General features: G+C 34.5%; 9 protein-coding genes and 2 pseudogenes. 9 read left to right on the top strand and 2 right to left on the bottom strand.

From position 1 onward, the window contains the following. Positions 1 to 25: 25 nt before the first annotated feature. Positions 26 to 238, bottom strand: a complete 213-nt coding sequence (locus FC37_RS05575) for a hypothetical protein (protein ID WP_025005296.1) — start codon at positions 236 to 238, stop codon at positions 26 to 28. Between the two features lie 133 nt (positions 239 to 371). Between FC37_RS05575 and FC37_RS05570 the strand changes: the two genes are divergently transcribed. Beyond that, positions 372 to 1,349, top strand: a complete 978-nt coding sequence (locus FC37_RS05570) for a class III bacteriocin (RefSeq protein WP_025005297.1) — start codon at positions 372 to 374, stop codon at positions 1,347 to 1,349. A gap of 58 nt (positions 1,350 to 1,407) precedes the next feature. Here FC37_RS05570 and FC37_RS05565 read toward each other — a convergent pair whose 3' ends face one another. Continuing rightward, positions 1,408 to 1,590, bottom strand: coding sequence for a hypothetical protein (locus tag FC37_RS05565; RefSeq protein ID WP_035434121.1), 183 nt, complete (start codon positions 1,588 to 1,590; stop codon positions 1,408 to 1,410). A gap of 154 nt (positions 1,591 to 1,744) precedes the next feature. On the opposite strand from FC37_RS05565, the gene FC37_RS05560 reads away from it, so the two are divergent. The 8 genes and pseudogenes from FC37_RS05560 (at position 1,745) to FC37_RS05530 (ending at position 13,949) form a co-directional block, all read left to right on the top strand. Continuing rightward, complete coding sequence (locus FC37_RS05560; RefSeq protein WP_025005298.1) at positions 1,745 to 2,059, top strand: type II toxin-antitoxin system RelB/DinJ family antitoxin; 315 nt, start codon at positions 1,745 to 1,747, stop codon at positions 2,057 to 2,059. 17 nt (positions 2,060 to 2,076) lie between these two features. Beyond that, complete coding sequence (locus tag FC37_RS05555) at positions 2,077 to 2,958, top strand: SPFH domain-containing protein (RefSeq protein ID WP_025005299.1); 882 nt, start codon at positions 2,077 to 2,079, stop codon at positions 2,956 to 2,958. Positions 2,959 to 3,098: 140 nt separating this feature from the next. Further along, positions 3,099 to 4,720, top strand: a pseudogene (gene purD, locus FC37_RS05550) (phosphoribosylamine--glycine ligase). A 188-nt stretch (positions 4,721 to 4,908) separates the two neighbouring features. After that, positions 4,909 to 4,988: pseudogene (locus tag FC37_RS10305) on the top strand. Positions 4,989 to 5,120: 132 nt separating this feature from the next. After that, a complete protein-coding gene (locus FC37_RS05545; RefSeq protein ID WP_025005300.1) occupies positions 5,121 to 5,450 on the top strand; it encodes a hypothetical protein in 330 nt (109 codons plus the stop codon). A gap of 73 nt (positions 5,451 to 5,523) precedes the next feature. After that, complete coding sequence (locus FC37_RS05540) at positions 5,524 to 6,885, top strand: HEPN domain-containing protein (protein ID WP_006351623.1); 1,362 nt, start codon at positions 5,524 to 5,526, stop codon at positions 6,883 to 6,885. A gap of 135 nt (positions 6,886 to 7,020) precedes the next feature. After that, positions 7,021 to 10,497: an Eco57I restriction-modification methylase domain-containing protein gene (locus tag FC37_RS05535; RefSeq protein WP_056945535.1), complete on the top strand. Its 3,477-nt coding sequence runs from the start codon at positions 7,021 to 7,023 to the stop codon at positions 10,495 to 10,497. Further along, complete coding sequence (locus tag FC37_RS05530; RefSeq protein WP_025005301.1) at positions 10,497 to 13,949, top strand: DEAD/DEAH box helicase family protein; 3,453 nt, start codon at positions 10,497 to 10,499, stop codon at positions 13,947 to 13,949. Before FC37_RS05535 ends, FC37_RS05530 begins: the two co-directional genes overlap by 1 nt. The last annotated feature ends 41 nt before the right edge of the window (positions 13,950 to 13,990 follow it).

Here is a 13,990-nt window from a genome sequence, read left to right as displayed (position 1 = left end):
GAGCCACTAAGCCCTAGACTTCAGTCTAGGGTAGTTGACCAGGTTCATTGCCGTTATTAACAACGTGCATGGTAACTTTTTCTGTTAATTGATTCTTGCGAGTGTCCAACTTCACGATCATGTTGTAATTTGTTGCCTTGATCGTAGGATCAGCCGTAGCTTGAACTTTTGAGTTGAAGCTAAATAATGCCGTAATGGTTACTGCACTCGACAATAAAAGTGTTGTTCTTCTTTTCATAATTTTCCCTCCAAGAAAAATTTACTCTAATTATTGGAAGTTATCGGCATAAAGTCAATCTATTTTTTGATGGTAGGATATAATTTGTGTATAAGTGAAAATGAATAGATATAAAGAAAGAAGATAAATAAGAATGGTTAAAAGTATTACACCTCATTTGGTTTATCGCTTGAATGGGATGCACCATGTTGTAGCGCAAGTTGGTGTAGTAAATGGTGATCATGTTTTTGCCTTGCAACTTCTTCACAGTGCACATGATGTGTTGGTTTATAGAAAACATGAAGGTTTAACCAAGAACATCGATTATACTGATCCACACTTAGTAATGATGGGCTTTGGCCACACGCAAACCTGGGTACCAGCTAATGATAAGGATGAATATTTCGTAGGTGCTAAACCAAATTCAGGCAACTGGACTACTCAAATTGCACGAGTAAAGTACCCAAGACTTTTACCAGAAAGATATACTTCAAATACACAACTTCCACGTTTGTCACACTTGAATCACGTAACCGACGTTCCTTATGATGGTCATGATCACTTGCACAGAGTAGAAGCTTCAGTTTCACCAAATGGCAAGTACTTCATGATTGCTTCAATTTGGGATGATGGTTCAGGTCACTTTGGTTTGTTTGACTTAAATGAAGTAAACCAAAAGTTGAATGAAAATGGCACTAAGAACACGCCAATCACTGATTTACATTGCTTGAGTGCTTTCCACATCTACAACTTCGATAATCCAAGTGTTGCTCCAGATGAAGAAATGCCACAAATGATTGATTCAGTTCAAGGCTATGCTATTGATGATGACAAGAATATCTATATTTCTAACCAATTGTCACCAAAGATTAACCATGAAACTGGTGAAGTAACTACTTGGTCACGTAAGATTGTTAAGTTCCCATGGGGTGAAACAAACAGTGATAACTGGCAAGTAGCTATGGTTGATGGTATTGATTTACCAGATCGTTACAGTGAAATGGAAAGTATCCATGTTAATGCCGCAAATGATATTTACTTAACTGTGGCTTACCACCAAAAGTACATTAAGGGTGGAGAATATAAGTTAAGAACTTTGGAAAACCAAATTTTCCATATTACTGATTTGTAGAATAATAAAAATTTAACCAAGTAAAAAAGTGCTGATGTGTCTTTGCTTATGAAGACTATCAGCACTTTTTATCAGTAATTCTTTCTTTACCAACAGCACGTTGTTCGGAAGGATTATAACCTAACCCTTCAATTTCTTGTCTTTTTTCTTTGTTATTGATTTGAGGAAGAATATCCCAAAAGTTAGACTTGTTTTTCTTAATCTTTGAATTTCTGTTAGTTTTTATTGTTGTTTCCTTCATTTTCACTTTCTATAAATATAAGTATACTCTGAAAACCAAACCTATTTTTAGCTATTAAGATCGATTAATTCAAAATGAAATATTTTACAAAAATATATGCAATTTATATGCAAACGATATATAATAGTATCAAATTCAGAAAGGAGTAAAAATTATGGCAGAAAAAACAACAGGACTTTATGTCAGAATGAATCCAGAAAAGAAGGAAAAGGCAGAAGCTATTCTGAAAAAGCTGGGGTTAAATTCAGCTACGGCAATTAACATGTTCTATGATCAGATTATTCTTCATAATGGTATTCCTTTCAGAGTAGAGATTCCAAATGCATGGGATAATTTGGATCAAATGAATAAATATGAATACGCCAAACTGCTTGACGAGCGCCTGAACACATTGACCGGAAGGGAAGATTTGCTTGGAGATGTCGCCAAGAGGCTTGATGCGGAAAAGAATGAAAAGAAAGACAACTAAGTTTTGAGGTAAAAATTATGATGGTAAGAATTATTATTGGCATTATTGTTGTTTTAGTTATTGTGTATGTTTGTTTTGGTTTTAGAATTGTTCCACAAAATAATGAAGGTTTGGTTGAAACCTTGGGTAAGTATTCTAAGACAGTAAAAGCTGGATTTATCTTTGTCTGGCCACTTTTCCAAAGAATTCGCAAAGTTCCATTAGCACTTCAACCACTTGAGATTTCTAAGTACTCAATTATTACCAAAGATAACGCTGAAATTTCTACTAGTTTAACTTTGAACTACTTGGTCACTGATTCATACCGTTACTTCTACAACAACACCGACTCAGTTGAATCAATGGTGCAATTAATCCGTGGTCACTTGCGTGACATTATTGGTCGTATGGATTTGAACGCAGCCCTTGGCTCAACTAAGGAAATTAACGATCAACTTTTCACTGCAACTGGTGACCTGACTGATATCTACGGTATCAAGGTCGTTCGTGTCAACGTTGATGAACTTTTACCAAGTGCTGAAATTCAACGTGCCATGGACAAACAACTTACTGCCGACCGTGAAAAGACTGCCGCAATTGCTAAGGCCGAAGGTGAAGCTCGTACCATTGAAATGACCACTAAGGCTAAGAACGATGCTTTGGTTGCTACTGCTAAGGCCAACGCTGAAGCTGTTAAGACGCAGGCTGATGCCGATGCTTATCGTGTACAAAAGATGCAAGAAGCCTTGTCAAAGGCCGGCGAAGGATACTTCAGAAACCAGAGTCTAGACAGCTTCAACCAATTAGCTCAAGGTCCTAACAACTTAATCGTGGTTGGCAAGGATGAAATGACTGACTTGGGTAAGGTTCCCGCTTTGAAAAAGGTGTGGGATGCAAGCGACGATAAGAAAGATGAATAAAAATTAGCTCAATTCTCAAATGAGGATTGAGCTTTTTTATACTTTTAACGTATACCAGCATCAACATTAAGTAATTTTCACACTCTCTTGCTCGCCTTATACTTGTAGTAACAATTGAGAACAAGAGGGGAAAGAAAATTATGTTTGGTCGTACTTATTCAGATTTAGGTTCAGTTGCTGGACAAATTAATGGTGAAGATATTCGCGCAAATCAATTAGAAAGACGTGGCTATGATTGGGAGAATGGTTATGGCACTCCATCCGATGGTCAACCAGTTAGAAAATTAACTAAAGATGCCAAAAGCATCATTATCTTTTGGTCGTGTTCCGGTTCAACTAAGTTGCTCGCAAGTAAAATTGCGCGCGAAACCGGTGCTGATATTTTAGAAATTACTTTAAGAAATCCTTATCCAGCAAATTACCGTAAAACGCTCAATCGCGCTAACTGTAAAAGAATTAAAAACGATTCACCAGAGCTTGAAATGCAGTTACCCGATTTGAGTCAATATGACACAATTTACTTAGGCTATCAGACCTGGGCAATGACTTTAAGTCAACCAATGAGGGCATTCCTACTTGAATATGACGGCGAGTTTTCTAACAAGGAGATTGCACCATTCCTTTCTGAAGGTGGCTATGGTTCGGGTGATAGTACTGAATTGATCCGTGAGTTTATTGCACGTGATGGTGGTAAAAATAAAAAGGTCGATTGGACATTTGTTGGTCCAGAAAATGTCTTTGTGCTGGCATTACTGATAAATTTGAAAAGGCAGGACAAAAGATTTTCGGCCCTAACCAAAGAGCGGCACAATTAGAAGGCTCAAAAGATTATGCTTTGCGATTCATGAGTAAATACAACATCCCAACGGCTCGCTATGAAACTTATGCCAGTGCTGAAACTTGTATTGCAGGTTTGAAGAACTTCGATTATCCAGTGGTGATCAAAGAAGATGGTTTAGCTGGTGGTAAAGGCGTAACCATTGCTCAAAATGAGGCTGTTGCTCAAGAAACGATTAAGGAAATGTTTGCTGGTGGTCAAACTGCTGTGGTCCTTGAAGAATGTCTGGTTGGTCCTGAATATTCAATGTTTGTGGTTGTTTCTGAAGATCAGTTCACTATTTTGCCAATGGCGCAAGATCATAAGCGAGTTGGCGATGGCGACAAGGGTCCAAACACTGGTGGCATGGGATCATATTCTCCTTTGCCACAACTGAAAAAAGAAGATCGTCAAAGAATGATCCACGAGATCGTGAAGCCCACGATGAATGGTTTAGTTCAAGGCGATTACCACTACTGCGGCGTTTTGTATATTGGCTTGATGATGACGGAAGGTGGTCCAAAGGTCATTGAATATAACGTTCGCTTAGGTGATCCTGAAACTCAAGTTGTCTTGCCTCGAGTTAAAAATGACTTTGCGGAACTGATTGACGCAGCAGTAAATCATGAAAAATTGCCTGAAATTGAAGAAAACGATCAGTCAGTGTTAGGCGTAGTTGTCTGCAGCAAAGGCTATCCAACGCATCCGGCTCCTAATGTGAAGATCGGCAAGTTGCCTGAAGGTACTAATACCTATATCGATTATGCCAACGTGAAAGGTGATTTGGATAATCTGACAGGTGATGGCGGCCGCCTGTTTATGGTGATTTCGGAAGCTGACAATTTGGTCCAGGCGCAAGATAATGTTTATTCATATTTGAGCAAGCTTGATCTGCCAGATTGCTTCTACCGCCATGATATTGGCAATCGTGCTTTGAGAGATTAGATGTGTGAAGAAAGTCCCGTTTGGGGCTTTTTTAGTTTGGCTTAAATTGGTATAATTAATACGAACATTTGGTTGCACTGATAGGATTGATGATAAAATTTTTCTCCACATGTGTGGAGGTGATCCTATTTGAAGAAGGTACACTTTGTAATACGTTAAAATTTCTCCACGTAAGTGGAGGTTGTTTTGAGGATCAGTCGTCTAACAGGGAAGACAGGCTTATTTAATATTAATAAGCAAGATATGGGTTCAATTCCCATCATCCTCAATATTTGAATAAAGTAGAAGCTCTTAGCTGGAAAAACTAAGGGCTTTTTTGATGAGTTAATAACATTTTAGGTCATACTGAATTTTCTCTTATATAATAAGCTTGTATTGGGAGTAAAGGAGAAGAGAGTATATGAATAAAATAACAATGTTACTGGCATTGATTAGTTTAACCTTTGCTAGTTTTAGTGTTTCAACTGCTCAGAATATCCAAGCTGTGAGCAAGTATTCTGAAAAGTGGCATACTGTAAAAACAACTGAGAAAGTTTATAGATATAAGCCATATGTGCCTCGCGGTGCTGCAATGTATCAAATGAAATTTATTCATAAGACACCTATTAAGAAAGGTACGTATTTGAAACTTCGTTCACCTGGCACTCACTATGCATGGCAGATTAAACGTGGTGGACATTATTGGGCAATTTTAAGAAACGATGCTAGATGGTTTAAGAATGTAAGGTAAAAATTATCTTTTTAAGTAAAAGCTCTTAGTCGTAAAAACCAAAGGCTCTTTCGTTAAGAAAGGATATCTAGTAATGACTAATACAAGAAATCTTCCTAATTTGGCAAAACAAATTAAACGAATTATTGGTCAAATGAGGAGGGAAAATATTCAATATTGTCAGAGAATAGATTCGGGAGAATACGAGGTAGCAAGAGATATAAGGAAGGATTTAAAAAATAACTTACATGCACTTAAATTTGTTGGCAATTATGTGTTTATTACAAAAGCTGTACATAAAAAGTTTGTTAGTCTTTTAGACAATATTCAGTTAGTATTTAATGCTGAAAAGGTTGAATATGATATTGATCAAATATCATCTAAGGTTAGTGATTTTATTGTAGGTATTGTTGCAAGTGATGAATCGTATGATTTGAATACAATAAACGATTTTATTGAGAAAATTAAAATTCCGGATTATAGGGTTTATTTCTTTAGATTATTTAATTTTGAATATCAAGAAAAAATAAATTTGGGCCCTAACATCATTATTATTAGTGGTCGTGAATTTCTAAAGAAAATCCCAGAAAATTTAAACTTAAAAGCAGAAGAAAATCCTAAAATTAAGACTTTAGTTCAACCTGAAGATATTTTATTAGGAGTATCTGTAATTGATACTGGAAAGAGTGATAAAGGTTATTATCATGCTTTGAATATTGCTAATAATGTAAATAATATTATTAATTTTCTGAATGGCTTTAATCATAGACCTAGTCAGATATTAGAACTAAGTCAACACATTATTCAAGAAGATGGACTTTATCAGATTACAAAGAAAAATGGACATTTTTATAACAAACAGACTCCTGGAATTTTGGAAGGTGACTGGAGCGCATCAACGGGTATTGATCCCGACAAGAGACCCCATGCAACTATGAATTTTGATAAACAGTGGATGCCAATAATTCCTTTAATTGCTACAGAATCTGATAAACTTACATCACTTCAAAAGCAAGGTGCAAGAGCGATTGATTGGATCGGTGATGGAATAGTTAACTCTAATCTGACAAAGCAGTTTTTACAAATTATGATTTCGCTTGAAACTATGTTAGAACAAGATCCTGATAAATTGGAAAGTAAATTAAAAAAAGAGGATCTTTGGAAAGATACATTATCCACTTCTATTGAAGATCAACTAGTTTCTACTATTAGTCTAATTTGTAATGATAGCCAAATAAATCTTGAAACTAGAAATATTAAGAGAGCATATGACCTCAGATCAGAAATTACACATAATGGTGAGCAGTTAACAGAAGATGATACTGCTTTAATTAAAGATTGGTATGATATAGCATATAAAATTATTGCTAATATTATGTTCTTGGGCAATTGGAGTAGCACATATGATTTATGGAAAGCTGCAAATTTAGGTAATAAAGATAGCGATGAAAATTAAAAATAGACTGCTAATATTTCGGATTAGCAGTTTTTTATACGCAAAACAGAGCTTAAAACTACTGATATTATGAGCAAAATTTAACCCATTGTTTTAAAATAATATTAAGTAATTAAGAAGAAAGTGGAAAGAAAAATGGCGGATCAAATACAAATCAAAGACGTACTAGATAGCATGATGGGTGACCAAGAATCTATCAATGTACTTGCTGATTATTTAGGCTATACCGTTGGTAAGAACCCTGTTAATCCAGATAGCAATTTGAGAATTTACTTTACTGATAAAACAGAGGATAAAAGTACTGGTGTCATGGCTGTATTAGCAATGCCAGATTTAAATGAAGATTCAAATATTATTCAAATTCGTAAACTTTATGAGCAAGTAATTGATATTAAAAATAATCAACTAGGATCAGACTTCTCTGTCTCTGTAGTTGGATTCGTCGGTAAAAAACGCTTAGTTTTCTTTCCAATGGTAGGTGGCAATAGAGATACTCGTTTGGATATTAATCCCCAAACAGTAGATATTGACTTATACAAACGTAACCTGAATTATCTTAAGAATGACAGTATTGTAGTAGAAGAAAGTCCATTTGGTTTCGGTGCTGAAATTAAGATTGATGACAAAGCCTTTAGACGTGAGCTCTCAAGTGGGTTCTTGACTATGGTATCTCTTTATAGAAAGAAGCTTTCAGAATGGATTACTGCTTCAGATCTCAAAAAATATCTAGAGAATCTGGTGTCTGATAAAGCTAAAGTATACATTGAGCAAAATAATATCAACGAGCTTGTTCAAGATGACTCTTACAAAAAGGTTCTTTCAACTGTGGTTGATACTATTTCATTAAGACAATTAATGAGGCGCTTCTTAGAAGGATATTATGGTCCAGACTCCTTTAATGTTGATGGAATTGCATTAGGTGTTGGTGATGGTACGCTTGATGAAGCTATTGAAAAAGCAGTTAATATTGCTAAAAATGTTAGCGAAGAAAAAGATATCAAGAAATTAAATAGACAAAAAACGTCAATTGAACAATTAGATATATTTAAAGCTAGTTTTACTCCGGAAGAGGTTGAGGCTACTTCTCAAGTACAGATTAAGGAAGGTAAAAAAGATTACCTTGCTAATCTAAGCAAAAAGGCAAGTAAACAATTTGAATTGGCTTATGGTGGCGACCTATTTGCCGGTTCCATTGGGGATGCAGCTACCAAAATTGATAATGAATTGGCAAAACAAAATGATGTTGATTGGGCTAAGCCTTATATCGACACTAAGGAAGGTAACTTCAGCTTTAGATTTGAGGATATGCCACCTGAAGCGATTGAAAAACAATACGAAGACTCGATGAGCCAAAACGTTCAAATCACTTTAGACAAAGAAACTAATAAACCAGTCGTATTCTTTGGCGATGATGAAGTAGAGCAGAAAAACAAGGGTGCTTACTATACCGACCAACATTTTGTTGACTATATGGTAAATCAAACCGTGGCAGTAGAATTCCAAAAGCGATATGACGCTATTAAAACATCCCTCAAGGCTGGTGATATTACCCAAATAGATAATGCAATCAAGCATTTATTAGATTTAAAGATTGCAGACTTCTCTTGTGGTGGTGGATCATTCTTAAGAGGAGCATTCTTAAAGATTGCAGAACAGTTTCCTATGCTTAACGCATTAGACTTCCCTCAAGAAATTAGGGACAAGTACGATTTCCTAAGCAACTCTGAAAATAGTCAATACTTATGGGAAGACTATGTAATGAAGCATATGATCTATGGCGTTGATATTGACTACAAAGCTATCATTATTGCTAGTTTAACTTTGACTTTATCATCCCTAGAGCATAAGCCTAAGAATACCAAGTTGCCACAACTTATTGGTAGAACATTGATTCACGCAAACTCATTAATTAATGCCGTTCCTTATTACAAACGTGAAGAAGTCTTTAGTAAATACACGAAAGATATAGCCAAGTTAAGAAAACTCAAATCAACAGACTTTTCAGCATTTACTAAATTACGAGATGAGCTAACTGAAAAAGTATTGCCAGAAGCAGGCGATGTATCTAAATACGCTAGCTTCCTTGAAATTAGTTGTATTGAGTTTTGCTTGCCTGAAATATTCTTTAATGAAGATGGTACCCTTAAATCTCATGGTGGCTTAGATATTGTCATTGGCAATCCTCCGTGGGAAGTTTGGATTCCTAATGCAGATGAGTTCTTTTCAGAATATGATCAAAGTTATCGTAAGTTACCTACCAAAAAAGCTAAAAAGAAATTAGAAAAAGCATTAAAGGAAAAATTCCCAGAAATTGAAGAAAAATGGAATGAAGAACAAAAGAAATATAAAGCTGGATCAAAATATTTTACAAGTTCAAATGCGTTTAGATTTCAAAATTGGAAAGTGGATGGAAAAAAAGCGCCTGCTCATTTAAATTTATATAAGAGTGCAATAGAACGTTTTTCACAGCTTGGCAAAATAGATGGAAAATATAGTATTTTGGTTCCAGATAATTTTGCTACTGATAATGGTGCAGCAGGATTAAGACATTTGTTATTTGATCACTATCATGTAATGGAGTTTCTTTCATTTGCCAACCGTAAAAAGATATTTAAAGCAGTTGATATAAGATATAAATTTGGTTGTTTAACATATGAAGGAAAAGATCAATCTAATAAGGATAATAATTTTAATGTTTTCTTTTATCAAACTGATTTAGAGAATTTAAATAATAGTAGTGCTAAATATAGATATCCGATTAATTTTTTAAAGCAGGTAGAGCCAGAAGGATACAATATGGTAGAAACGCCTGATAAAAAAACTTTTGATCTATTTCGAAAGATTCAAACTGCTTTTCCTTTGTTAAGAGAATCTAAAATAATTAGTTTTTCTTATGAATTGAATAGAACATATGATTCTACATTATTTGATCCAATAAATAATGGTTCAGATCAAATACCAATGTATGAAGGAAAATATATGAATCAATTTAAACTGTTACCTTCAAAAGTAAAATATGGAATAAAAAGTGATCAAATTCCTAATGCTCTTACATCTAAGGTAAATAGCTATAGAATTGCTTTGAGAACTGTAGCAAGTGCTACGAATCAAAGATCATTAATTGCTACCTTGCTTCCTCCAAACACGATTAGTTCAAATAGTTTAGTTACACAAAATATGCCCACTAAAATGAAACTGTCGGATAAGTTGTTTATTTTGGGAGTTTTAAATTCATATGTTTTGGATTTTATATTAAGACAATTAATATCTATAAATGTGAATAATATTTATCTAAGAAGATTGCCTTTACCTCAAAAAGTGGATTTTCGCGATGCAGATAAAATAATAGAAATTGTTGCATATTTATTAAAAGAAAATACGGGTTACTATAATGATTTGAAAGGACTTGCATTTGGAGATGTATATCAGAATTATGACCATGATCAATTAGTTGCAGACCTTAATGCACGAATTATGATTGATTTTAATTTAACTAGACAAGAAGTAGTTACATTAATGCATACCTTTGAGAGCGCTAACCATATGAAAGATGTACAAGATGAAACACAACGTATTTTGGACAGTTATGATAGATTGAGTGAGGAAAATTAATGACTGATACTACATTTGAAGATCAGCTCTTGGGTAGAAAGGTTATTGATAACCGCAATGTATCAATGACTGATGCCTTAAAATATCTTCTCAAAAAAGAAGAATTTAGAATACTCGATGTAGCTGTAGGCTACTTTTACATTAGTGGGTTACTTCTTTTAAAAGATGAATTTACCAACTTTATGGATAACCGTAATGGTCATTTCCGCATTTTGATGGGTAATGAAACTAACGGTGCTACAGTTAATGTCTTAGATAGTGGTAAATACCATGATTATGCTGAACTAATTCAAGATTCAACTGAAAAAGATACCAGTAAAATTTCAGACAAGGAATTTCTAGGTAAAGTAGCTGAATGGATCAAAGAAGGACGTATTGAAATTAAAATCTACACTGGTACTGCCAATTACTTCCATGCTAAAAGCTATCTGTTTGCTTCTAGCTTAAATACTGGTTATGGGACGGCTATTGTAGGATCATCTAACTTCTCAAAGTCCGGTTTAGAGGGGAATACAGAACTAAATGTATTAACTCAAGATGGTTTCTTTGCCTTACACCACTGGTATAACGACTTATGGCTTTCTAAAGATGAAGTTACCGACTTTTCACCTGAACTGATCAAAATCGTTAAAAGTAATGGCGCTAAACAGACACTTCAACAATATAAACCAGTTAAGGAAACTTACTATGACTTTGCCAATATCTTTGCTCAACCATACGCTGAACTTGATATGAACAAAGAATGGGTTAAAGAATTGTTCCCACACCAAAGAAGCGGAATTATTAGTGTTAAGGAAAAACTTGATTCTTTAAATACCGCTGTTTTATCTGATGGGGTAGGTTTAGGTAAGACTAGAACTGCAGCAGGTGTCATAAGACTCTATTTGGAAACAGAAAGTGTTAACAGAATACTAATTATCGCTGATACCAAATTAAAAGATCAGTGGCACGATGAATTAAAAGCGGTCGGTATTAAGAAGCATGAGTATGAATATATTTCACGCCAACAACTTGTTAATATGGACTACGATCAGCTTAAGGACAATAACTACACTTTAATAGTTATTGATGAAGCACACTTAGGTTTCAAGAATAATAATACTGAAGCATATAAGAAAGTATTGTACATGAGACAATGCAATCCTAATGTAAAAGGCTTATTATTAACTGCTACACCGTGGAATAATGCTCGTGAGGACGTAATTAACATTGGATCGCTATTTCTTAAGGTAGATGCTATTCCAAATGATAGAAAATATAAGCAATATTTCTTGTTATCGCCAAATAAGCTGACTAATAAGGTGGTAAAACATTTAGCAAATGACGATGCAGCCTTTAAAGAATTTTGGTCTGACGTTTATCTTCAACGTACTAGAAAGACTTATGGCGGAAAGGGTACACGCTTTCCACATAGAAACTTCCCAAGCGTTGACATTCCATATGAACCAAGAAAGAATGAAATTTTCAGTACCAACTTTGATGTAATTGCCGATTTAAAGTTTCCATACCAAGATCCGATCAAATATATTGACGATAGTAAGGAAGAACTGGGGGCTAAACAGCTTAAGATGATGCTTCTTAAGAGAGCCGATTCAAGTTGGAAAGCTTATGTTACTTCTTTACAGCATATCGTAGACAAACTAGAAAAATTAAATGACTTGTATTTAAAACCTATGTCATTCTTAAAAGGTAAGGAGCTTCTAAATCACTATAAAGGATTTTTAGGCACTGCTTATGGTGTTCTTGAATATGAAGATAATGTAAATCTTTTATTTAAAGATTTTGAGCCGTCCGAACCTGTAGATCCTTCTCAGCAATCTGTTAGATCCCAACTTAGAAAACAAAGATATATCGAAAATCTAAAAGCTCAAATTGATGACTTGACTGTCAAAAAAGCTAAAAATGCCGTAGAACAGATGACTGCAGATTATAACAGCGATGTTTCTACGTTAAAGATGCTGATTGATAGCTTGAATAAAGCCTATAGTAAGGTTGATGAAAAAGTTGATGAAATTATCGAATGCATTGATAAAGAACGTGCTAAAGGTCATAAAATCATCTTAGTATCACAGTTTGCGGACACTGTAGAGTATTACTATGATAGGCTTTATACTCATTACAATAGACCACAGCTTAAATACCCAATGGGTATGATTACTGGTGCTTCTAATACTGATGAAAATGGTTATTCTGCACTGATTAATCAAAAACCATCGACTAAAAAAGATGTGTTAAATCACTTCTCACCACGTTCTAAAAAAGCAATAGAATTAATAGATGATAATTCTCAAATCGACTTAGTGGTGGCTACAGATACTATTTCAACTGGTCAAAACTTGCAGGATGCCGTAACCTTGATGAATATTGATCTACCCTACAACCCTATGACTTTGGAACAACGTATTGGTCGTATTGATAGACCATTACCTAAAGGTGATAACAACGATCAAATCTACATTTACACTTTTCCAATTTATCAATCTATCAACTCACAATTAAAGATGATGAAGCGTCTAGGTAATAAAATGGAAGGGGTATTAAACGACACTGAATTTGATAATGTAGTTTTACCTCAATATGAAGGCTACCTAAAAGATATTACGGAAAAGAAGCAGAATGCAGTTAAGACAATGCTTGATAAGACAGACGATCAGATGATTAATCACTCTGATTTCTCTTCAGAAAAGCACTCAGAAGCATATCAGCAAGCTAATAAGCGCATGTATGACTTTAAAGCTAATCAATTAATACCGCTTAAAGCTCCACTTATACCTGACTATAGTTTCTCAAATGGAAAAAAAGATCATTCAATTGCTGTTGTAGAGATTAAATACTATGACGTAAATGGATCATATCTTGAAAAGGAAAACATTCTGGTTGATGTAAATGATTCTAAAAAGGTTGAGATAATTGATGCTGAGAAGAATTTAAACGGTGAAATTGCATTTGATGTTCATAATAGCCAAGCTTTGTCACAGGGGGATGCATTAACGGCAGTAGAAAGGGCGAAGGACAAAATTTACAATGTCGTAAAGCAACAGGTGGCTGAATACAATAAGCAACATGAATTTTTTGCTAAAAATATAGATTCAACTAAGAATAAGACTGCAGTTAAAGCTGCGGTTGCTTTGAGAACTAGTGCATCTCAAGAGCCACAAATGGTTATGTCTAAGCTTCAATCAGTAGATGTTGATCCTAAGCTACTAAAAGATATTACAAAATATGTAGAAACTATTGACAAAGATGATGAGTTATTCCCAATAGTTCAAGAAATTGCTAATAACCCCAATGTGTTTTGGCTAGAAATCAATAAGTATATTAAATTCTTTAATCCAGATAGCATACGAGAAATGGAAAATGTTGGTAAAAACATACAAAAGGCAAGTACTAGAAAAGCTGACTTGGAAAAAACACAGTATAAAGTCTTAGATGGAAACATTGTAGTTAAATAATTAATTAGATTAATATTACTGTTAAAGATAATAGGTGATCT

It is taken from the genome of Lactobacillus gallinarum DSM 10532 = JCM 2011 (assembly GCF_001434975.1).
GTDB lineage: Bacteria > Bacillota > Bacilli > Lactobacillales > Lactobacillaceae > Lactobacillus > Lactobacillus gallinarum.
Note: the sequence above shows the minus strand (reverse complement) of the source record. Positions and strands in the feature narration are given on the sequence as shown.